Raw genomic sequence first — 20,634 nt, 5'->3', positions numbered from 1 at the left:
AATAAAAAGCTGGAGTTGTTTACATCTTGAAACAATAATGCGTATCAACACAAGGAGCGGCTATGAAGTTGTTGTTTCGCATTTGCACCATGGGTTTGGTTCTGGGCTCGGTATGGCTGGGGACGCAGAGGGCGAACGCCGCCGTGGTGGCCGCTGCCGACGTGGTGCCTGAGGCGACCTTCCAATGGGGGAGCAGTGGCCCAGACCAGTGGGGGCAGGTGGGGCTGACGAGTGCAGGTCTGGCCCAGGTCACCAAGGATTTCGCAAACAGCGGCAATGGCTCGCTGCGTCTGGAGCTGCCAGTCACCTCCTCCAAGGCCGGGCTGGCTTACTACCCCGAGAATACTTTCGGCAAACTGTCGGAGCTGACCAAAATCTCCTACCAGTGGCTGGTGCACCGCACCGATGTGGTGGACCAGGCCCCCGTGCTGCGGCTGTACCTGCGCAATGCGGCCGGCGTGCATACGCAGACCCTTGTCTACACCCCCGATATTGCCGGGGTGCAGGGCGTTGGTCTGGACCAGTGGACGACGGCCGATATGCTCCAGGGCATCGTCTGGCAAGGGCGCAGCGCTGCTCAAGGCGGCTTTGATCCCAACATACGACGGCCTTTTTCGGACTTCCAGTCAGATGAGCGCTTTGCCGACATGGTGGTCTTCGCCGTAGAAGGCGGTGCTGGCAATGGCTCCAGCGGCTTTGTTGGCGCCATTGACAATATCGAGGTGGTCGGCCCGCTGGCCTCGGTGTCGGCCAATTTCGAGGTGGTCCCGCCCAGTGCCTCGATCCAGTGCGACAAGGCACAGCTGCTGGACTCCGAAGGGCTAACCTCGATCTGTACCCTGCGCTTGAGCCGGCCTGCGGAGGCTGCGCTCAGTATTGGGCTGAACACCTCGGGCGACGCCAGTCGCTACAGCGGTTGTGCTGGTCCGCTGGAGATTGCAGTGGGCGACAGCACGGCGAGTTGCACGATCACAGCCACTGCCAATACCGTCAAAGGCGATGGCCAGGTCACTGTGTCGGTTGCCATCGAACCAGCGGACAACCCCGATGACTACAGTTTGCTGGCGGGTGCATCGCAGGCCTCGGTTCGGATTGCGGATGATGACGGGGAGGCAGCTGCGCCTGTGGTGCTATCTCCTGCGGTCGCTGTTCCTGCGCTGTCAGATGGAGCCTTGCTGCTGCTATCGCTAGGGCTGTTGGGCGGCGGCCTGATGCTGAAGCGGCGCTATCTGTGCTCCTGAGGAGAGAAGGGCGGGAAAGTCTGAGCTCTGGCATCCGCTGACGTGCGCATTTCCCATCAGGTCTTCTCTGTCCTCGTGCGAACTTGTTGGGAAGCGGCATCAGTCCCTGACTTGCCATGGGGGACGATCAGGCCAGTTCGGAGGGCCTGGTGTTTGCGCCCCTGGCCGGCAGTTTGCGTGCTGGTAAACAGACTGCCCAAGCGCAGGCCAGCACCGCAGGCAAAAATGAGGCTCCAGCCAAATAGTGAAAGGGGTACCACCAGTACACTGCCAACGCCAGTGCATACATGACTGCTACCCCGATCAAGATGCGACTCGCCATGCGCCAGGCAATGTGATGCCGAGGCAGGCAGATGCCTACACCAGCCAAGAGCAGGAGGCACAGCGAGTTGAGAAAGTTGTTGGCGATGGGAATCATGATCGCGTCGGCTTCGACGGGGTAAAGCATTGCATCCAAGTTGCTGATCAGAACCCAGGTCGTCACGATATTGGCGAGCACGACCGTGCCCAGGATGAGGCCTGCGGCTTGGCCTTGTGAAGCTGGCTTTGGTAACTGCATTCGCCCATGCTAGAAGGGTCGTGTGTGCAGCGATTGAGGTGGGTGTGAGGTGGTTGTGAAGCCGCCTTGGGTAGGGGACGCCACAGGGCTTGTGCGTACGAAACCCATCAAAAAGGCCCTTGCTCATCATCAAGAGCAAGGGCCTTTCTCAACGTATGCCATTCCAAGTGCTTTCAATGGCATCGCATATGCATGGCGATTGGTCAGCGCTTACTGAACACGTCTTTCACCGCATTTACCGGGGACTGCCATATCCAGCTCAGCCAGGTCTGCCTTGCCTTGTTCAGCGGGCACGATTTCCAAGTTGGCACCGCCTACAAAGGCGCCCATCTTGATGTACTGGCGGACAAAATAGGTCTTGTCTGCCTCGGTCGTCAAATCAATGCCGTTGGGGGAGAACTCGGATTCAGTCTCGATTCTGTGGGTCTTGCCGCCTTCAACTTCAGTGTAGAAAAATACCTTCGATGCGCTTTCGCCGAGGCACTTGCCATCGATGGTGATGTCCTTCTTGAGCGCTGCGCCGAACATGCTGTTGCGGTAAACATAGAGGCCGGCATTGCCTGCGCTGGGCAGTTGGAAGGTCTTGGCTTTGGCTGACTCTTCCTTGCTCGCCATATTGACCGAAGCGCAACCCGTCAAAAAGGCTGCGAGCAGGCACATGGCCGATGCTGTTTTCCACATGGTTATGTATCAATTGTAAAAATTTAATTATATGCAGACTCCGTTTGTCTCGTTGCATGTTTCTGCATCGTAAAGACAGAAGATTCGGTTGGCAGCCGACCGGTATGCAGAGGTCTATGGACGAATGGGAGACGAGTTCCTGCCTCTGATGCGCATTGCACGGTTCGAGTTGTTCACTGAAGCAATGCCTTGGGCTTGGTGGAACCATGTCTGAGGATGAAGATGCTTGGGTTTCCGCACTCAGCCTTCCTCCTTGCCCGCATTCTGCTGCGCATCAATCGCCTTCATGTTGTCCAGCAGCTTGAGCAGGTAGTGCAGGGTGTGCACCATGTCATTGCTCGAGAAGCCCTCCAGCGCCTGCTCGTAATAGCGGCCTATCGACTCGGCCGCATCGTGCTGCCACACCTGCTGCCCGGCAGGGGTAAGCTGCACCAGGCGCGAGCGTTTGTCCGCCGGGTCGGGCACGCTGTGCACATAGCCGGCGGCCTCCATGCGTGACAGCAGGCCGGTCAGATTCTGGCGGCTTACCAGGAGGTAACGCGCCAACTCCCCCATGCCCATGCCACCTGCGGTTTCTGGCCGCGACAGGGCGCCCATAACGGCCCATTGCTGCGTGGTCAGGCCCTGGGCTTCCACCGCCTTGGTGCCTGTTTTATGCAACATGTTGGCGCATTGGTAGAGCTTGAAGTACAGCCGGTTGGCCAGATCGTTGCGCAGCTGGTTCGGGTTTTCTCTAGGGGTTTTGGCGGTTTTGCTCATGATCGGGATATTGCCATGGCATGGCATTTATGTAAATATATTGTCTAATTAAACGATGCATTGCGCAAGAAAGGTGGAATCATGGCACGTTTTGATGGGCAACATGTTGTAGTAACTGGTGGCGGTGGCGGCATTGGTGGTGCCACCTGCAAGCGCTTTGCCGGAGAAGGCGCCCGGGTGACGGTGCTCGACAAGCAGCTGGGGGCCGCGCAGGCGGTGGCCGATGCAATTGCAGCTGCTGGCGGACGGGCGCAAGCGCTGGCCTGCGACATCACCGATCGCGCCAGTGTGGATGCCGCCGTGCAGCAAGCCGAGCACTGGGCTGCCATTGATGTGCTGGTCAACAACGCCGGCTGGGATGTGTTCAAGCCCTTCACCAAGACCAACGAGAGTGAATGGCAGCAGCTGATTGCCATCAACCTGGTAGGCGCCTTGCACATGCACCACGCAGTGCTGCCGCGCATGGCAGAGCGCAAGGCCGGGCGTGTCGTCAATATCGCGTCTGACGCGGCGCGCGTGGGCTCCTCGGGCGAGGCGGTCTATGCGGCCTGCAAGGGCGGGCTGGTGGCGCTGTCCAAAACCCTGGCGCGTGAGCATGCCCGCCACAACATCACCGTGAATGTGGTTTGCCCCGGCCCCACGGACACGGCCTTGTTCGCCAGCTACAAGGAGGGCGCTGGCAACCCCGACAAGCTGCTTGAGGCCTTTACCCGCGCGATCCCGCTGGGCCGCATTGGCCAGCCCGAGGACTTGCCCGGCGCCATCCTGTTCTTTGCCTCCGCCGATGCCGCCTATGTGACCGGCCAGGTCATCAGCGTATCGGGCGGCCTCACGATGGCCGGCTGAAGGCCCCCACCAATTACAAGGAGACTGACATGGAATTCGAAGACATCCTCTACGAAGTGCGCAAGCACGTGGCCTGGATCACCATCAACCGCCCCGAGAAGATGAATGCCTTTCGCGGCATCACCTGCGACGAGCTGATCCGCGCGCTGAACAAGGCGGGCTACGACCGCAGCGTGGGCTGCATTGTGCTGGCCGGTGCGGGCGACAAGGCCTTTTGCACTGGCGGTGACCAATCGGCGCACGATGGCAACTACGATGGCCGTGGCACCATCGGCCTGCCGATGGAAGAGCTGCACGATGCCATCCGCAATGTGCCCAAACCGGTGATTGCCCGCGTGCAGGGCTATGCGATTGGCGGCGGCAATGTGCTGTGCACCATCTGTGATCTGACGATCTGCTCCGACAAGGCCATCTTTGGCCAAGTGGGTCCCAAGATGGGCTCGGTGGACCCGGGCTATGGCACGGCGTTTCTGGCGCGTGTGGTGGGCGAGAAAAAGGCGCGCGAGATCTGGTATCTGAACAAGCGCTACTCCGGCGAGGAGGCAGTCGCCATGGGCCTGGCCAATATCTGCGTGGCGCCGGAGCAGCTCGATGCCACCGTGCAGGAATGGGCTGAGACCATCTGCGAGCGCAGCCCCACCGCAATTGCCATTGCCAAGCGCAGCTTCAACATGGACACCGCGCACCAGGCGGGCATTGCCGGCATGGGCATGTATGCGCTCAAGCTGTATTACGACACCGACGAGTCGCGCGAAGGCGTGGCTGCGCTCAAGGAGAAGCGCAAGCCCGATTTCCGCAAACACGCCAAGTAACGCAGCCTGCCGCAAGAGGTGCCCATGAATCCGTACCTGAACGATGATTTGATGACCCTGGCCGCATCGGTGCGCCGGTTTGCAGAGGCGCGCGTGGCGCCGGGCTTTCTGGAGCGCGACCGGACCCGGGTGCTGGACCGCAGCCTGATGCGCGAGATGGGCGCGATGGGCCTGATTGCCCCCGAGCTGCCCGAGCATCTGGGCGGGCAGGGCCTGGGTTGCCTGGCTGCCGGTGTGGTGCATGAGGAGCTGGCGCGCGCCGACCTGAGCATGTCCTATGTGCCACTGCTGGCATCGCTCAATGCGCAGATCCTGGCAGCCCATGGCCAGCCGGATGTGGCGGGGCCCTGGTTGCAGAAAATGGTGGCGGGCGAGGCGCTGTGCGCCATTGCGCTGACCGAGCCCCGTGGCGGCTCCGACGCCGCCAGCCTGCGTCTGCGCATCGAGCGCGATGCGGAAGGCTATGTGCTCAATGGTGAGAAAACCTCCATCTCTGCCGCAGACCAGTGCGATATCGCCGTGGTGTTTGGCCGCACCGGCACGGTGGAATCAGGCGCGCATGGCGTGACGGCTTTGCTGGTGCCGATGGACCTGCCTGGCATCACACGCAGCCGCTTTGACTGCCATGGCCAGCGCGCTATTGGCCGGGGCTCGCTGTTCTTCGACAACGTGCGTGTGCCGCTTTCGCACCGCCTGGGTGATGAGAACCAGGGCTTTGTGCAGGTGATGCAGGGCTTTGACTATTCGCGCGCGCTGATCGGCCTGCAGGTGCTGGCCGTGGCGCGTGCGGCGCTTGACGATGCCTGGCAGTACGTCACCCGGCGCCAGGCCTTTGGCAAGCCTTTGTCGGCCTTCCAGGGCGTGTCGCACCCACTGGCAGATTTTGATACGCAGGTCAGTGCCGCACGCCTTTTGTGCCTGCAGGCGCTGTGGCTCAAGGACCAGGGCAAGCCCCACAGTGCCGAAGCGGCCATGTGCAAATGGTGGGCCCCCAAGCTGGCCTACGACTGCATCCACCAGTGCCTCTTGATGTTTGGCCATGGCGGCTACGACCGGGGCGTGATGGAGCAGCGCCTGCGCGATGTGCTGGGCTTTCAGATTGGCGATGGCACGGCCCAGATCATGAAAACCATCATTGCCCGCGACCGGGCCGGCAGGCAGGCCGTGCCCGCATAGCCATCGCGATCTGCTCCCAAGCGCAGCCCACTAGCGCCGAGCCCCAACCGACAGGAGACAAGCATGCAATTTGATGCCGTATTGCTGGCGCCGCGCCGTGCGCAGATGCGCAGCCAGGGCTGGTGGCGTGACACCACCATCAACGACGCGCTGGACCAGGCCGCGCAGCAGTGGCCCGACCGGCTGGCGCTGGTGGGGCAGCGCACGGGCGAGGGCGCTGCGCAGTCCTTCAACTACACCCAGCTGGCGCGCATGGCCGACCGCGTGGCCATCGGCTTGTGGCGGCTGGGTGTGCGGCCTGCCGATGTGGTGGCCTGCCAGTTGCCCAATGTATGGCAGTTCACGGTGCTGTACCTGGCATGCGCGCGCATCGGCGCGGTGCTCAACCCCTTGATGCCCATCTTTCGGGAGCGTGAGCTGCTCTTTATGCTGGGCCACGGGGAGGCCAAGCTGGTCGTGGTGCTCAAGGACTTTCGCAACCTGGACTACGAGGCGATGCTCAAAGGTATTCAGCCGCAGCTGCCCCAGCTTCAGCACGTGGTCGCCATCGGTGGTGCCGGCGCGGACAGCTTTGAGGCGTTGCTGACCCAGCCCGCCTGGGAGCGCGATGCGGATGCCACGCAGATCCTGGGGCGCCACCGGGTCCTGCCCGATGCCATCACCCAGCTCATCTACACCAGCGGCACCACGGGCGAGCCCAAGGGCGTGATGCACTCCTCCAACACCTTGATGGCCAACATCCATGCCTATGCCGAGCGCCTGGCGCTGGGCAGTGACGATGTGGTGCTGATGGCCTCGCCCATGGCGCACCAGACCGGCTTTATGTACGGGCTGATGATGCCGGTGATGCTGGGAGCCACGGCGGTACTGCTGGACGTATGGAACGCCGCCACCACCGCCCAGCTGATCCGGCAATGGCGCTGTAGCTTCACGATGGCATCGACGCCGTTTCTGGCCGATCTGTCGCGCGAGGTGGCAACCAGCGGGGCGGTGCCCAGCCTGCGCAGCTTTCTGTGCGCCGGTGCGCCCATCCCCGGTCCCTTGGTGGAGCAGGCGCAAGCTGCCTTGGGGGCGCAGATCATCTCGGCCTGGGGCATGTCGGAGAACGGCGCCGTCACCACCACCTTGCCCAGCGATGGCGCGCAGCGCGCGGTCGAGACCGATGGCCTGCCGCTGCCCGGCGCCGAGGTCAAGGTACTGGACGCGCTGGGCCAGGAGTGCCCACGCGGCGAGATCGGCCAGTTGTGGGTGCGTGCCAATTCCAACTTTGGCGGCTATCTGAAACGCCCGCATCTCAATGCCACCACCGATGACGGCTGGTTCGACACTGGCGACCAGGCGCGCATGGATGCGCAAGGCTATATCCGCATCACCGGCCGCAGCAAGGATGTGATCATCCGCGGCGGTGAAAACATTCCGGTGGTGGAGGTGGAGGCCCTGCTCTACAAGCACCCGGCCGTGGCGCAGGCAGCCCTGGTGGCCTATGCGGACGAGCGCCTGGGCGAGCGGGCCTGCGCGGTGATCGTGCTCAAACCCGGCGCGGCGGAGCCGGCGCTGGCCGACCTAACCGACTTCTTGCGGACGCAGAAGCTGGCGCCCCACTACCTGCCCGAGCGGCTGGTGGTGCTGCCAGAAATGCCCGCTACGCCCTCGGGCAAGATCCAGAAGTTCAAACTGCGCGAGCAGCTGAAGGCCGCGCTGTAGCTAGACCGCGTCGGACGCGCCCGAGGAGCTGTCGCGGTTGCGCAGCACGATGGTGATCTGTCCGTTGGTCTCTATCGTGGCCTGCTCCACCTCGTAGGTGTGCAGGCAGCCTGCGCCGCGCAGCGCGGCCTTCAGGTCATCGCTGGTGATGAGCTCGGCATCCATCACCTGCCGGTTGACCTGGCCGTTGGAGATCAGCCGCTTGGGGATCCCATCGACCCAGCGCGACACCCGCCTGCTGCGGTAGCTCAGCTGCGCGACGATGGAGTGGCAGGCAATCAGGGTCGTGGCCGATATCAGCCCGCCGATCAGCGAGTTGTCGCCCGCGTTCATCGAGTTCTGCACCGCGTTTGACAGGATCAGCAGCAAGATCAGGTCGAAGGGATCGTATTGGCCAATCTGGCGCCGCCCGGTCAGCCGCAAGAACACCAGCAGGAACGCGTAGACGACAAAGCCGCGCACCACAAACTCCCACCACGGAACACTCATCGAGAACATGGCATCACTCCTCAGAAGCTGGGGCGGGCAGCGCCTGCATGCTGGCCGAGACTGCCCGCTGACTTGGCAATGATAGTCCGCAGCGGCGGCCTGGCGCGGTGTTGCCACGTACGCTGGCAGGCCCCGGCATCGTCGTCTTTTTTCTACAGTTCCAGCGCTACCACCGAAGGAGGATGCTTGCGATGGATCCACAAAATAAAAAGGCGCCAGTGTGTGCTGGCGCCTGAAGAGGGGAGGTGGAGTGAAACGCTTACATGCCCTGGCCCAGATCGGAGATCAGCTGTGCCGACAGGTAGAGGCGTCTTGCGATCGGCTCGGTCAGCACATACTCGGCCAGGTTGGAGTGGTAGTTGGCGCCTGGCAGGCCCAGGCCTTCAATCACCGGCTTGCCCGACAGCGCGGCATAGGCGGCATCCGATCCACCACCACCGCGCGTGGTGTACATCTCTGATTTACCACCCACATCGGCATAGATGGTGATGGCCTTTTGGATCAGCTTGACGCCGTCGTCGGTGGCGTTGAAGGCAGGGCGGCCCCGGGTCAGGTTGATGTCGATGGTGGCACCGTGCACATGGGGCACCGATGCGGCCTTGTCCAGCATGCCCTTTATCAGATCCAGATCTTCATTCTTGCCATAGCGCACATCGGCGTTGACCACGGCCTTGTCCGGGATGATGTTGGTGGCGCTGCCGCCAGCGGTCATCGTGGTCCAGTTGAAGCCGCGTTCCTTGGCCTTGTCCTGGATATCCTGCGTGCGCAGCACCAGGGCCGAGGCTTCGGTCAGTGCATTGATGCCTGCCTCGGGCGCCACGCCGGCATGCGATGCCTTGCCATGCACCACGGCTTGCACATAGGCAATGCCTGAGGTGGCGGTGCCAAAGCCTTCTTCCAGGCCCGAAGGCTCGTAGGACAGCACATAGTCGTGTGACGCGGCCAACTGCTGGATCAGATCGCGCGAGCCGAAGGAGCCCTTTTCCTCATCGGTGTTGAACATCACCGTGATGGTCTTGAACTTGCTGAAGTTCTGCGCCTTGAGCAAGCCCAGGCTGTGCAGAATCACGGCGATGCCGCCCTTGGCATCGGCAATGCCCGCGCCGTAGGCCTTGTCGCCCTCCACCTTGAAGGGTGCCGTGGCCAGAATGCCCCGGGTGTAGACGGTGTCCATGTGTGCCATCAGCAGCAGGCTCTTGGTGCCACTGCCCTGGAAGGTGCCGACAATGTTGTCACCCACAACACCCGCTTCTGCCTTGTGGCGCACCACATTGGCGCCCAGTGCCTGCAGGCGCGCCTCCAGGTAATTGCCCATCTGTGGAATGCCGATGGCGTCATTGGTACCCGTCTCGATATTGACCAGTTCCTGCAGCGTCTGCAGCACTGCCGCTTTCTCGGTCTGCGAAGCCTGGTCGAGCACAGCGTTGTAGCGCAGCGAGGAGGCGCTGCTGTCGGAGCAACCCGATACGGACAAGGAAAGGGCCGCAGCAGCGGCCATGGCCAACAAGGTTTTTTTCATAGTAATCATTGGGTGGGGGGAGTCTCTTGAAAGCGTCACGGGATTGTCATGTGACGGACGCAAGCATAAGAACGGAGCTCCGCCACGAGGGTCACGGCTGGGACAGACGTGCCGTCACCATCAGGTTCCGTTAAGGTTTGCTTCGTCTTGATGACCTGATCACTACAGTCATTGAGCAGTGCGCAATTCCTGCCTAAGATCAGCCCCGCTGCTGATGGGCGCCGAAGCGCACTCCGAATGGCAAGGATGCGCTTGATGAAAGGTACGCTTCCCTTCATGTTCCGCGAACTGCATGCGGAGTCTTTCGCCAACTCGGCGTAATTCAAACTTCGATCACTGATAATTTTCGTCGTCGCTTATTTGACGTAACCATCATGATTTCGACCCAGCTATACGGATTGCTTCAGGAACGGGGAATTGATCCATCTGCCCAACCAGTCACCTTAATGAGGCACAAGACCGGGAGGTATCCATTGCAAAAATTCCTTGGGACTCGGGCTTTGACCTTGTACCAAGCCATGCAGCTTAGGCCACATAAACAAGGCGGCCTCATCATTGGCTTTTATGGGCACCAGCCGGGGCAGGGCGTGCTGTTGGGCTTGTGGCGGATCACCGATGTGATGCCGGGGCAGGAGGCGTTTGACAGAGGACTGTTGAAAGAAAGTCTAGAGCCTTTTGAGGAACAGACAGGTGGCTTCTACCATGAGCTTGAGGAGCTTGAACAGTTGGCCGACTTGCGAATGAAGTTGCAGATCACCTGGACCGGCAAAGAAGTGGGCTGGCGACGGGTCCTTCAGAAAGCCAACAACTACCCGGTTCGTCTACGGGCTGAACCTGCAGTCCCGTTTACAACCGTCTCAGATACCTCATTGGTGATTGCGGAACTGCGTCTGGCGATGACGGAGGTCACGTGGCAACAAGGCTTGGGCTCTATTGCCGGTGTTTATCTCATCACGGACGAGAAGAGTGGCCGGCAGTACGTCGGTTCAGCTTACGGCCTCAATGGGATTTGGCAGCGATGGAGCGCCTATGCCGCCACCGGCCATGGCGGCAATTTGGAGCTGATGGAATTACTCAAAAATCATCCAGGCCGTGAAAACGAGTTCAGATTTACGCTCTTGGAAGCCTTGTCAACAACTATGCCTCGCCGCGAAGTGATCGCTCGGGAGAACTATTGGAAGGTGGCGCTGGGGAGCAGGCGGTTTGGGCTTAATCGCAATTGAGGTCGTAAAAACAGCGGGCATGTCAGGGTGATGAGTGTTCGCTGCTCTCGCTTCGCTTGAGCCGGGGCGAGTGCCTATGCTCTACTGCCAGCATTGCTGTTTGGCTTCCTACGTCCGTCCTTGGGATATCACATCGCGTTCGCGTGGTGCCAAGCTGGTGGCAGCTGGTCATTCGATCAGGTTAGTCTGGACCGCGCATTAGCGTGCAAGTATTTTCTGCTTTGCTTCAGAAAATTCTTCATCCGTTAGCACACCTTTTTCCTTGAGGGCGAACAGCTTCTCCAGTTCTTCGCATTTATCGATGCTGACCGTGGGGGCCTTCACCTCCTTAGCCTCTACCTCAATCACTTTGCTTGCCGCTTCAGGCGATGAGCTTTGGGGTCTAGGGCCTTGTGAAATATTTTTATAAAGACCGAGGCCAGCTCCAACGGCAGCGCCGAGTGCAGGCCCGACGATAGGGAGGGGCAGAGCTATAGCGGCACCAATTGCAGCTCCCGCTGCAGCATCCTTGGCTAAGTCAGTTTTGATCGCGCCCTTGCCCAATTCGTACATTTGCTTAGATGCGTCTGTAACGCCATCAATCAATGTTGCACTACCACGTTTGATACTCACGCTATTGATGTTCAAGCGCTTTGCGCCTTTGGAGACAGTTTGGCTGCCGACTTCCACTATTTGGCCTGCAGAGTTCTTCGCTTTGTTGATCAAGTCTTTCAAGATGTACTCGCTTGGTAAATAGTAGGCGGCAGCCGCCGACTGGATTGATTACAGTATGTTACTTCAATGTGGGTCTTGCCGCACGCGAGTTTCGCTGGATGCTGATTGCGTTTCGGGCATCGATGCAGCGATGGCCTTCCAAGATTTGCGTCTCCCTACCTTTGCTCAAGGCTGGCATGCTGAGCAACCGCAGGGGTAGGAGTGCGAGATGGCGTACGGAATCGGCTTGTTTGCATTCAAGATAACTCAGCTGTCACGTTTCCCTAGGAGCGCAAATTTGAGCTGTGGTTTGAGGTGCAGGCCTTCCACCAAGGCGTTTATCGCTAGAACATGTATGCTTCAGCATCAGATCCCTTGGCTCGCCGTCCCGTTCGGGACAACATGGTTCCAACGTCCGTGCTAACCACCCTCCAACCCATCAATTTCCAAGAAATCTGCGTTTCTTCCCGAGACCATCAAATTGCCTGCTACAATTGCAGCTTCGGCGCTGCGGAGAGGTGGCAGAGTGGTCGAATGTACCTGACTCGAAATCAGGCGTACGTGCAAACGTACCGAGGGTTCGAATCCCTCCCTCTCCGCCATAGCATCGATAATTAGCGGCTGTAGCTCAGCTGGATAGAGTACTTGGCTACGAACCAAGGGGTCGTGGGTTCGATTCCTGCCAGCCGCACCAAACGTTAAGCCTCAGAGTAGAAATGCTCTGAGGCTTTTTCGTTTTTCGGGCTTTTCCCGCTTCCATCGATGTCGTCACGCGAAGCCGGGAGCGACGTCGCGTCACGACGCCACCTTCACCTGAGGTCCATTCAGCGACCAAGTTCAGGCACATCAGGCACCGCCAATCAGCTGCCGCTCTCGTTGGCAACGAAAATGACCGAGACAGTCATCAGGCCGTCTCGGATGGTCCAGAGAATGGCGGGCGAGCCACGCAAGGCATTCAGCGGACATGCACCGGCTCCTTGCACATTCCGGCCTGAAAGGACCCTTCATGCAGCTCGAGCTTCCTGCTGCCGATAGAAGCCTCCACCCCACGACTCCGTGGCCTGGGGCTTTATCCACCTCCAAGCGTTTCTTGATCCTGTCCTGGATCTTGGGGACCAGCCTGTTGATCCTGGCCGCATTCGTTATCAATCCGGGTGTAGAGGCGCAAGAACTGGTCTTGATCAAGAAGTTGAGAAGCATCGGCCATGCGCAACTGCATGGCCTCATGCTGACCATGCACCGGATCCAGACGCCGCTCCTGGTCCTGGTGGCGCTGGTGGCCTTTGCTTTCCCCATCATCCGCCGCCAGTGGCGATTGGTGGGCGAATCGGCTGCACTCTTGATTGGCGCTGCGCCGCTGAATTTCATCCTGAAAACGGCATTCCACCGCACGCGTCCCGCTTTGGAGCCCCTGGTTTCAGCCCACGGCTTTGGTTTCCCGAGCGGCCATACCCTGTCTGCAGGCATTGTGGTGGGCTGGGCCCTGTGCATGACCCTGAGAAGCTCTTTAGCTTGGAGTTCGCGCCTATGCCTGGGCGTCGCACTGATGGGCATCGTGGCACTGGTGGGCCTGAGCCGCATTTACCTGGGCGCGCACTATGTCTCGGACATCCTGGCATCCTGCATCGCATCGGCTTGCTGGATCTCTCTGTGCATGGCGTACTGCGATACGCTGCGCTCGCGGTCTTTGGCAGCCTGATGGGCTCAGGCGCCAAACACGAGCGTGTCGACCACGCTGCATTTTGACGGCCTGGTCCGCAATCCACGTGCCGGATGGCGGAACCTGCTGACCAGGGGGCACGCCAAGTGCTATGGCGAGCCATGCACCACAAAGCTCTGCCAGCCGCGCATGTGGTCGATAAAGTGCTCGTTCAGCCCCCGCTCTCGCAGGTACTGCGCGCTCACCGGCATGCGCGGGCTTTCGTAACGCGGGTTGGACTGCACTTGCTTTGGAAAGTCGCGCTGCAAAATGCTGGCGCGGCCGACAAGCACGAAGTCGCAGCCCTCATCCAGCAGCTGGCCGGCGCGCTCGGCGCTCATGATCTTGCCGGCAGCGCCCAGCCGCACGCCTTTGCGTGGCAGCTCGGTAAACAGGCTGAGCAAGGTCCTGCCTTTCCATGCACCGTCCTGCACGGTCTGGGCTGAATCCCACAGCGCCAGATCGAGGTAGTCGATCAGTTCGCGGTCGAGGATCTCGGCGGTGATGTCGCGCAGCTCCTCCAGGCGCAGGCCATAGCGCTCGATCGACAGACGCCAGCCGATCTGAAAATCCGGGCCGCAGGCCTTGCGGATGCCTTCGATCACCTCGATCGTCAGGCGCGCCCGGTTGTCCAGGCTGCCGCCGTACTGGTCCTGGCGGTCGTTGAGCAGAGGTGACATGAACTCCGACAGGATCCAGCCAAAGGCGCCATGCACGGCGATGCCGTCGAAGCCGGCCTGCTCAGCCCGCTGGGCGCTGGCGATAAAGCTGTCGCGGATGCGTTGCACCGCCTCGGTGGTCAAGGCACGTACGCCCGGCAGGGTGTGGCCCGATGCCGGCGCCGGAATGCCGCCGAGCAAAGGGTTGGCGCGGTGCCCGGCATGGTGCAGCTGCACCGCAGACAAGGTGCCGCCCGCCCGCAAGCGGGCTGCCATTTGGGCCAGGCCGGGCAGATGCGCCTCGCCATGAATGCCCAGCTGGCGCGCAAAGGCGATGCCGCCGGCCTCGACCGTGGTCGCACAGGTCTGTACCAAGGCATAGCCGCCTTCGGACAGTTGCCGTATCCACTCCAGGTCATCGGCGCTGGCGCGGCCATCGGGTTCGCTCTGCTGGTTGGTGAGCGGGGCGAGCATGAAGCGGTTCTTCATCGCCGGACCATGCCGCAGCGTGAGCGGCTTGAACAGGTCTGCAACAGACATGGAATTGCCTCCTAAAGGACAGGAAAGGGGATGGCGCCCGCAGAGGCTGCGCTGCGCCAGGTTTTTTGGGGTGCCAGAGAGGAGGGCCTGAGATGCAGGCACCTCCTTCTGGTGCGGGATCAATCGCCAGCGCCGTCAACCGTGGTGGTGCTCTGCCAGCCGCCGCCCAGTGCGCGCACCAGCGCCACGGTGGCGCGGGCGCGTTCGCCTTGCGACTGGATCAGTGCCTGGCGGCTGCGTAGCCGCGTGCGCTCGGCATCGACAACAACGAGGTAGTCGACATCCCCTTCGTCGAAGCGGGACTGCGCCGATCGGGCGACGCGCGACGAGGCCTGCTCGGCGCCGTGCTGGTGCACGATGCGCTCGTCCAGGGTTCGCATCGCGGCCAGCGCATCCTCGACTTCGCCAAAGGCATGCAGCACGGTCTTGCGGTACTGGGCCACCCGTTCGTCGTACAGCGCATGGCCGCGGGCCAGCTCGGCCTCGCGCCGTCCGCCGTCAAAAATCGGCAGGCTCAGCAGCGGCCCCAGCAGAAAGCTGCGTTGCGACCACTGCAGCAGGTGGCCCAGGTCCGACGACGCATAGCCCAGCGCACCGGTCAACGAGAACGACGGAAAGAACGCGGCCTGGGCAATACCGATGCGGGCGTTCTCGGCCGCCATGGCTCGCTCGGCTGCGGCGATATCGGGGCGGCGTTCCAGCAAGGCCGATGGCAGGCCCGCCGGCAGCTGCACGCTGACAGGCGCCAGGGGCAGTGGCGCCAGCGCAAAGCTGGCCGGCGCCTGGCCCAGCAAGATGGACAGTGCATGCAGCGCCAGCGCTTGCTGCTGCTCCAGCGCCAGTTGCTCGGCGCGGGCCGTCAGCACTTCGGTGCGGGCCTGGTCGGCGACAAAAGGCGCTACCGCCCCTGCGCTCAGCCGGCGGTCCAGCAAGCCTGCAGCGTCTTCGCGCAACTGGACTGTGTCGCGCAGCAGGCGCAGTTCCGCCTCCAGCTGGCGCAGCCGGAAGTAGGTTGTCGCCACATCGGCCTGCACCAGCAGCAGCATCTGGTGCGCCAGGGCCTGCTGTTGGGCCCTGTCCGCCTGCGCAGCCGCAATGCTGGAGGACACGCGACCAAAGACATCTAGCTCATAGGCCACCGAGGCCTGTGCCTGCCACAGCGACTGGCTGCTGCCGGATGCTCCGTCTTCGCGGCCTGTCGCAGCGCCCGGTGTGCGCTGGCGGCTGTAGCTGGCGCCGGCGTTGATCTCCGGCATCCGCGCCGCTTCGCTGCGCGCTGCCAGCGCGCGGGCCTGTTGCAGCCGGGCCATGGCGATGCTGACATCAGGGTTGGCTTGCAGGGCCTGCTGCTCCAGCGCCAGCAGCACCGGGTCCTCAAAGACCTCCCACCAGGGCGATGGCGCTTGCTGGTCGGCGGGCTCGGCCGGCTTCCAGCGGCCCAAGGGGCTCGGCGGCAGCAATGCCGATGCGGATGGGTCGCTGGGCTCCCGGTAGTTCGCAGGGATCGCCAGTGCCGGGCGATGTTCAGTGGGCAGCTGTGAGCAGGCTGCCAGCAGCAACAGGCTGATGGCTGTGGCCACGGCGCGTGTGCCAAGCTGCGCGGTGTGTTGGATGGTGGCAAAAAGGCGGCTCATGGCTGGCCCTCCGCAGGTTTCAGTTCAACGGTGTGGGGCACCAGCGTGGGTGCAGCGTGGGGCGCGGCTGAATGCAGCGGCCGGCCTCTGCCCAGTGCCCGGGCGAGCAGATAGAACAAGGGGGTGAGGAACAGGCCGAACAGCGTCACGCCCAGCATGCCGAAGAACACCGAGATGCCCATGGCCTGGCGCATTTCGGCACCGGCGCCGGAGGACAGCACCAGCGGTATCACGCCCATGATGAACGCCAGCGAGGTCATCAGGATGGGGCGCAGCCGCAGGCGGCAGGCGTCGATGACAGCCTGGAGCGTGGACCGGCCTGCCATCTCCAGCTCACGCGCAAACTCCACGATCAGGATCGCGTTCTTGGCGGACAGCCCCACCAGCACGATGAGCCCTATCTGGGTAAAGATGTTGTTGTCGCCGCCCGTCAACCAGACCCCCAGCAGCGCCGAGAAAATGCCCATCGGGATGATCAGGATGATGGCCAGCGGCAGGCTCAGGCTTTCGTACTGGGCAGCCAGCACAAAGAAGACCAGCAGCACACACAGTGGCAGGATCCAGACTGCGCTGTTGCCGGCAATGATCTGCTGGTAGGTCAGGTCGGTCCACTCAAAGCCCATGCCGGGTGGCAAGGTTTCCGAGGCGATCCGCTGGATGGCCGCCATGGCCTGGTCGGACGAATAACCGGGCGCGGGGCTGCCGCCAATGTCGGCTGCGGTGAAGCCGTTGTAGCGCACGACCTGGTCGGGCCCATAGGTCTGGCTGACTGTGGCTACCGAGGCCAGCGGCACCATCTGCCCCGACTCGCTGCGCACATGCAGCTGGCCGATGTCATCGGGCTTGGAGCGGAAGGGGCTGTCCGCCTGCATGCGCACCTGGTAGACGCGGCCCAGAAAGTTGAAATCATTGACGTAGTACGAACCCAGGAAGGCCTGCAAGGTGCTGAGCACCGCCGGGGTATCGACACCCAGTTGCTGCGCCTTGGCCCGGTCGATGTCGATCTTCAGCTGCGGCACATTGACGGTATAGGTCGAGAACAACGGCCCCAGCTCGGGTGCCTCAGCCGCCTTCTTGATGAAGGCCTGGGTGGCCGTGTACAGCGCCTCATAGCCCAGGTCGGCGCGGTCCTCGATCTGCAGCTTGAAGCCGCCCAGCGTGCCCAGTCCATAGACGGGTGGCGGCGGAAAGATGCCGGTAAAGGCATGGCCGATCTTGCGGTACTCCTGGCCCAGATCGGCAGCGACCTGGTTGGCGCTATAGCCTTGGCGCTCGTTAAAGGGCTTGAGCAGCACAAAGCTCAGCGCGGTGCTGGAGCTCTTGGTCACGCCATTGATCGACAGCCCGCTGTAGCTGGAGGTGCCCAGCACGGCAGGGTGCTTGAGGGCCACCTCGTTCATCGCCGTCATCGTGGCCTCGGTGCGGTCCAGGGTCGAGCCCTCGGGCAACTGCGCCAGGCTGACCAGGTATTCCTTGTCCTGCGGGGGCACAAAGCCGCCGGGTACATGGCCGGTGAGCCACCAGGTGCCAGCCAGCAGCGCCGCATACACCAGCATCATGGCCCCCTTGCGCTTGAGCACGCCCCCCACGCCCTGGCCATAGCGCTCCGATGCGCGCTCAAAGCGGCGGTTGAAGCTGGCAAAGAAGCGGCCAAACAGCCGCTGCGTGATGCGGGTGACGGCATCCGGCGCGGCTCCATGGGGCTGGAGCAGCAGCGCCGACAGTGCGGGCGACAAGGTCAGCGAGTTGACCGCCGAGATCAAGGTCGAGATCGCAATGGTCACCGCGAACTGCTTGTAGAACTCCCCCGTGAGCCCACTGAGAAAGGCCAGCGGCAGGAACACCGCAGACAGGGTCAGCGCAATGGCGATGATGGGGCCGCTGACCTCGCGCATCGCTTGGTAGGTGGCCTCGCGCGGGCCCAAGCCGCGTGCAATATTGCGCTCCACGTTTTCGACGACGACGATGGCGTCATCCACCACAATGCCGATGGCCACGACCAGACCAAACAGCGACAGCGTGTTGATGGAGTAGCCGGCCAGCAGCAGAAAGCTGAAGGTGCCCACGATGGAGATCGGCACGGCCAGCAGCGGGATGACCGAGGCGCGCCAGGTCTGCAGGAAGAGAAACACCACCAGCACCACCAGCGCCACTGACTCCAGCAAGGTCTTGACCACGGCATCGATGCCGGATTGGACGGCGCGGCTGGGTTCATAGACGATGCGGTAGACCACATCCTCCGGGAAGTCCTTGGCCAGCTCTTCCATGGCCTGGTGCACCTCGCGCGATATGCGCAGCGAGTTGGCGCCGGGCGCCTCTTGCACGGTCACCGCCACGGCCGGTGCATTGTCCAAGGTGGCGCGGATGCCATAGTCTTCGGCGCCCAGCTCCACCCGGGCCACATCGCCCAGGCGGGTGATGGCGCCGCGCGCATCGGATTTGATGATGATGTTCTTGAACTCTTCGGGTGATTTGAGGCGCCCGTCCGCGTTGACGTTGAGCTGGAACGCAGTGTCGGCTGCAGCTGGGGCGCTGCCGATGGTGCCCACCGCCGCCTGGATGTTCTGGCGCCGGATCGCGCTGGCCACATCATTGGCGCTCAGGCCGCGCTCGGCCAGGGCCGCCGGGTCGAGCCAGACGCGCATGGCATAGCCGCCCGGTCCCCAGATCGCCACCTCGCCCACGCCGGCAATGCGCGCCAGCCGATCCTTGACATGCAGGATCGCGTAGTTGCTGATGTAGTTGTTGTCATAGGTGCCCTTGGGCGAGACCATGTGCACCGACACGGTGATGATGGGCGAGTTCTTGACGGCGGTCACGCCCAGGCGCTGCACATCTTCGGGCAGCCGGGCCTGTGCCTGCGACACGCGGGTCTGCACCAGCTGCTGGGCCCGGTCCGGGTTGGTGCCCAGCTTGAAGGTCACCGTGAGGTAGAGATGGCCATCGCCGCTGGCCTTGGATTCCATGTAGAGCATGTCTTCCACGCCATTGACGGACTGCTCCAGCGGCGCTGCCACCGTCTCGGCGATGGTCTTGGCATTGGCGCCGGGGTACTGCGCATGGATGACGACCGATGGCGGAATGACCTGCGGGTATTCCGACACCGGCATGTTGAAGCCGGCCACGATGCCGGCCAGCAAGATCAGCGCAGACAGCACACAGGCAAAGATCGGCCTGTCGATGAAGAACTTGGAGATGTTCACGACCGCTCTCCCGTCGCCGCTGGGCTGGATGCGGCCTGCGGGCCGTCGGCGGCTTCAGCGGCGACCGCGGTCACCGTGGTGCCGGGCGGGGCGCGGTAGGCGCCATCAACGATGACCTTGGCATCGGCGGGCACACCGCTGCGCAGCACGCGCTCCTTGCCCTGCAGCGCGCCCAGCTCGACAAAGCGGCGCTCCACCTTGTTCTCGGCATTGACGATCAGCACGTACTTGCGGTCCTGGTCGGTGCTGACGGCGGCCTCGTCCACCATGATGGCGTTGTAGGCCGTGCCGCCTTGCAGGCGCACACGGGCCTGCAGTCCGGGCAGCATCTCGGCGCTGGCCTGGGCGATGCGGGCGCGCACCCGCACGGTACCTGAGCGGGTGTCCATCTGGTTGTCCAGCGCTTCGATGGTGGCGGCATGCGGAAAACCTGCATCGTTGGCCAGCCCGACGCTGACCGCTGGCTGCGCGCCGCTGCGCAGCGAGGGCGCAATGATGCGCAGATAGCTTTGCTCGTCCACATGGAAGGCGGCATAGAGCTTGCCGTCCGAGACGATGCGGGTGAGCGGGGTTGCGTCGCCGCCCGCCACCACCACATTGCCGGCGGTGATTTCCGCACGCGAGATGCGGCCCGTGATCGGTGCCCGCAGCTGCGTATAGCCCAGCTGCAACTGCACCTGGGCCACGGCGGCCTGCACGCCCTTGAGTGCGGCGGCGGCTTCACGCGCAGCATTGTCGAGGGCATCGAATTCGCGGCGCGCGATCGAGGCCGATTCCATCAGCCGTTGGCCCCGGGCCAGCTCGCTGTTGGCAAGGCGCTGGCGCTCCTGCGCGCCCGCCAGGTTGGCCTGTGCCTGCTGCAACTGGGCCTGCAGCGGTGCCGGGTCGATGCTGAACAGCAGATCGCCCTGGCGGACATGCTGGCCATCCTTGAAGTGGACCTTCATCAAGGTGCCCGGCACCTTGGGGCGGACATCGACTACGTCCACCGCCTCCAGGCGGCCGGTGTAGTCCTGGGCATCCGATACCGGGCGCTGCAGCGCCGGCTTGTAGGTGACGGTGGGCGGTGGCGCGGCGGCAGCTTCGGCGTGGGCTTGTGTGCCGTGTCTGGTCAGAACCAGGCCGGCGCTGGCGACCGAAATGGCCGCCAACGCCAGCGCTGCCAAGGGGTGCTTTTTCAGGGGTTTCATGCGACTT

General features: G+C 62.6%; 17 protein-coding genes and 2 tRNA genes. 9 read left to right on the top strand and 10 right to left on the bottom strand.

Going from position 1 to position 20,634, the window contains the following annotated elements; translation table 11 throughout:
• Positions 1–62: 62 nt before the first annotated feature.
• A complete protein-coding gene (locus tag EDF71_RS01875) occupies positions 63–1,241 on the top strand; it encodes an IPTL-CTERM sorting domain-containing protein (protein ID WP_133854920.1) in 1,179 nt (392 codons plus the stop codon).
• A 127-nt stretch (positions 1,242–1,368) separates the two neighbouring features.
• On the opposite strand, the gene EDF71_RS01870 is transcribed toward EDF71_RS01875, so the two are convergent.
• The 3 genes from EDF71_RS01870 to EDF71_RS01860 form a co-directional block, all read right to left on the bottom strand.
• Positions 1,369–1,800 (bottom strand): hypothetical protein, encoded by a 432-nt coding sequence (locus EDF71_RS01870; protein WP_133854919.1) that lies wholly within the window; start codon positions 1,798–1,800, stop codon positions 1,369–1,371.
• A gap of 210 nt (positions 1,801–2,010) precedes the next feature.
• Positions 2,011–2,415 carry a DUF2846 domain-containing protein gene (locus EDF71_RS01865; protein WP_166656429.1) on the bottom strand — a complete coding sequence of 135 codons (405 nt, stop codon included), beginning with the start codon at positions 2,413–2,415 and terminating at the stop codon, positions 2,011–2,013.
• Between the two features lie 306 nt (positions 2,416–2,721).
• The gene (locus EDF71_RS01860) at positions 2,722–3,240 is read right to left on the bottom strand and encodes a MarR family transcriptional regulator (protein WP_133854917.1); all 519 of its coding nucleotides are present in this window, start codon (positions 3,238–3,240) and stop codon (positions 2,722–2,724) included.
• Positions 3,241–3,321: 81 nt separating this feature from the next.
• Here EDF71_RS01860 and EDF71_RS01855 point away from each other — a divergent pair, with 81 nt between their 5' ends.
• The 4 genes from EDF71_RS01855 (at position 3,322) to aliA (ending at position 7,778) form a co-directional block, all read left to right on the top strand.
• Positions 3,322–4,086 (top strand): glucose 1-dehydrogenase, encoded by a 765-nt coding sequence (locus EDF71_RS01855; RefSeq protein WP_133854916.1) that lies wholly within the window; start codon positions 3,322–3,324, stop codon positions 4,084–4,086.
• 29 nt (positions 4,087–4,115) lie between these two features.
• Positions 4,116–4,898: a 2-ketocyclohexanecarboxyl-CoA hydrolase gene (badI, locus tag EDF71_RS01850; protein ID WP_133854915.1), complete on the top strand. Its 783-nt coding sequence runs from the start codon at positions 4,116–4,118 to the stop codon at positions 4,896–4,898.
• Between the two features lie 24 nt (positions 4,899–4,922).
• Positions 4,923–6,074, top strand: coding sequence for a cyclohexanecarboxyl-CoA dehydrogenase (gene aliB, locus EDF71_RS01845; protein ID WP_133854914.1), 1,152 nt, complete (start codon positions 4,923–4,925; stop codon positions 6,072–6,074).
• A 63-nt stretch (positions 6,075–6,137) separates the two neighbouring features.
• A complete protein-coding gene (aliA, locus tag EDF71_RS01840; protein ID WP_133854913.1) occupies positions 6,138–7,778 on the top strand; it encodes a cyclohexanecarboxylate-CoA ligase in 1,641 nt (546 codons plus the stop codon).
• Here aliA and EDF71_RS01835 read toward each other — a convergent pair whose 3' ends face one another.
• Together EDF71_RS01835 and EDF71_RS01830 are read right to left on the bottom strand one after the other, a co-directional pair.
• A complete protein-coding gene (locus EDF71_RS01835) occupies positions 7,779–8,276 on the bottom strand; it encodes a YetF domain-containing protein (RefSeq protein ID WP_021027972.1) in 498 nt (165 codons plus the stop codon).
• A gap of 250 nt (positions 8,277–8,526) precedes the next feature.
• The gene (locus tag EDF71_RS01830) at positions 8,527–9,795 is read right to left on the bottom strand and encodes a glutamate carboxypeptidase (RefSeq protein WP_243854123.1); all 1,269 of its coding nucleotides are present in this window, start codon (positions 9,793–9,795) and stop codon (positions 8,527–8,529) included.
• A 365-nt stretch (positions 9,796–10,160) separates the two neighbouring features.
• Here EDF71_RS01830 and EDF71_RS01825 point away from each other — a divergent pair, with 365 nt between their 5' ends.
• Positions 10,161–11,009 carry a GIY-YIG nuclease family protein gene (locus EDF71_RS01825; protein ID WP_133854912.1) on the top strand — a complete coding sequence of 283 codons (849 nt, stop codon included), beginning with the start codon at positions 10,161–10,163 and terminating at the stop codon, positions 11,007–11,009.
• 198 nt (positions 11,010–11,207) lie between these two features.
• Here EDF71_RS01825 and EDF71_RS25250 read toward each other — a convergent pair whose 3' ends face one another.
• A complete protein-coding gene (locus EDF71_RS25250; RefSeq protein WP_208300981.1) occupies positions 11,208–11,723 on the bottom strand; it encodes an SHOCT domain-containing protein in 516 nt (171 codons plus the stop codon).
• A 491-nt stretch (positions 11,724–12,214) separates the two neighbouring features.
• On the opposite strand from EDF71_RS25250, the gene EDF71_RS01815 reads away from it, so the two are divergent.
• The 3 genes from EDF71_RS01815 (at position 12,215) to EDF71_RS01805 (ending at position 13,401) form a co-directional block, all read left to right on the top strand.
• Positions 12,215–12,304: transfer RNA gene (locus EDF71_RS01815), tRNA-Ser, on the top strand.
• Between the two features lie 15 nt (positions 12,305–12,319).
• Positions 12,320–12,396: transfer RNA gene (locus tag EDF71_RS01810), tRNA-Arg, on the top strand.
• A 312-nt stretch (positions 12,397–12,708) separates the two neighbouring features.
• Positions 12,709–13,401 (top strand): phosphatase PAP2 family protein, encoded by a 693-nt coding sequence (locus EDF71_RS01805; RefSeq protein ID WP_166656428.1) that lies wholly within the window; start codon positions 12,709–12,711, stop codon positions 13,399–13,401.
• Positions 13,402–13,511: 110 nt separating this feature from the next.
• Here the strand turns inward: EDF71_RS01805 and EDF71_RS01800 are convergent, their stop codons facing one another.
• The 4 genes from EDF71_RS01800 to EDF71_RS01785 all read right to left on the bottom strand — a co-directional run bounded on the left by EDF71_RS01800 (position 13,512) and on the right by EDF71_RS01785 (position 20,627).
• Positions 13,512–14,600 (bottom strand): NADH:flavin oxidoreductase, encoded by a 1,089-nt coding sequence (locus tag EDF71_RS01800; protein ID WP_133854910.1) that lies wholly within the window; start codon positions 14,598–14,600, stop codon positions 13,512–13,514.
• A 119-nt stretch (positions 14,601–14,719) separates the two neighbouring features.
• Complete coding sequence (locus tag EDF71_RS01795) at positions 14,720–16,234, bottom strand: efflux transporter outer membrane subunit (RefSeq protein ID WP_133854909.1); 1,515 nt, start codon at positions 16,232–16,234, stop codon at positions 14,720–14,722.
• Positions 16,231–19,437 (bottom strand): multidrug efflux RND transporter permease subunit, encoded by a 3,207-nt coding sequence (locus tag EDF71_RS01790; RefSeq protein ID WP_133854908.1) that lies wholly within the window; start codon positions 19,435–19,437, stop codon positions 16,231–16,233. The genes EDF71_RS01795 and EDF71_RS01790 overlap by 4 nt, the downstream gene beginning before the upstream one ends.
• Complete coding sequence (locus EDF71_RS01785; RefSeq protein WP_133854907.1) at positions 19,434–20,627, bottom strand: efflux RND transporter periplasmic adaptor subunit; 1,194 nt, start codon at positions 20,625–20,627, stop codon at positions 19,434–19,436. Before EDF71_RS01785 ends, EDF71_RS01790 begins: the two co-directional genes overlap by 4 nt.
• Between the last annotated feature and the right edge of the window lie 7 nt (positions 20,628–20,634).

This window comes from Comamonas sp. JUb58, assembly GCF_004364775.1.
GTDB lineage: Bacteria > Pseudomonadota > Gammaproteobacteria > Burkholderiales > Burkholderiaceae_C > Comamonas.
Note: the sequence above shows the minus strand (reverse complement) of the source record. Positions and strands in the feature narration are given on the sequence as shown.

What these genes read in the sequence shown, in the direction of transcription:
- EDF71_RS01855 (WP_133854916.1), top strand. Translation starts at nt 3,322, where the DNA reads ATGGCACGTTTTGATGGGCAACATGTTGTAGTAACTGGTGGCGGTGGC.
- EDF71_RS01805 (WP_166656428.1), top strand. Translation starts at nt 12,709, where the DNA reads ATGCAGCTCGAGCTTCCTGCTGCCGATAGAAGCCTCCACCCCACGACT.
- badI (WP_133854915.1), top strand. Translation starts at nt 4,116, where the DNA reads ATGGAATTCGAAGACATCCTCTACGAAGTGCGCAAGCACGTGGCCTGG.
- EDF71_RS01870 (WP_133854919.1), bottom strand. Translation starts at nt 1,800, where the DNA reads ATGCAGTTACCAAAGCCAGCTTCACAAGGCCAAGCCGCAGGCCTCATC.
- EDF71_RS01875 (WP_133854920.1), top strand. Translation starts at nt 63, where the DNA reads ATGAAGTTGTTGTTTCGCATTTGCACCATGGGTTTGGTTCTGGGCTCG.
- EDF71_RS01865 (WP_166656429.1), bottom strand. Translation starts at nt 2,415, where the DNA reads ATGGCGAGCAAGGAAGAGTCAGCCAAAGCCAAGACCTTCCAACTGCCC.
- aliB (WP_133854914.1), top strand. Translation starts at nt 4,923, where the DNA reads ATGAATCCGTACCTGAACGATGATTTGATGACCCTGGCCGCATCGGTG.
- EDF71_RS01835 (WP_021027972.1), bottom strand. Translation starts at nt 8,276, where the DNA reads ATGTTCTCGATGAGTGTTCCGTGGTGGGAGTTTGTGGTGCGCGGCTTT.
- EDF71_RS01830 (WP_243854123.1), bottom strand. Translation starts at nt 9,795, where the DNA reads ATGATTACTATGAAAAAAACCTTGTTGGCCATGGCCGCTGCTGCGGCC.
- EDF71_RS01825 (WP_133854912.1), top strand. Translation starts at nt 10,161, where the DNA reads ATGATTTCGACCCAGCTATACGGATTGCTTCAGGAACGGGGAATTGAT.
- EDF71_RS01800 (WP_133854910.1), bottom strand. Translation starts at nt 14,600, where the DNA reads ATGTCTGTTGCAGACCTGTTCAAGCCGCTCACGCTGCGGCATGGTCCG.
- EDF71_RS01785 (WP_133854907.1), bottom strand. Translation starts at nt 20,627, where the DNA reads ATGAAACCCCTGAAAAAGCACCCCTTGGCAGCGCTGGCGTTGGCGGCC.
- aliA (WP_133854913.1), top strand. Translation starts at nt 6,138, where the DNA reads ATGCAATTTGATGCCGTATTGCTGGCGCCGCGCCGTGCGCAGATGCGC.
- EDF71_RS01795 (WP_133854909.1), bottom strand. Translation starts at nt 16,234, where the DNA reads ATGAGCCGCCTTTTTGCCACCATCCAACACACCGCGCAGCTTGGCACA.
- EDF71_RS01860 (WP_133854917.1), bottom strand. Translation starts at nt 3,240, where the DNA reads ATGAGCAAAACCGCCAAAACCCCTAGAGAAAACCCGAACCAGCTGCGC.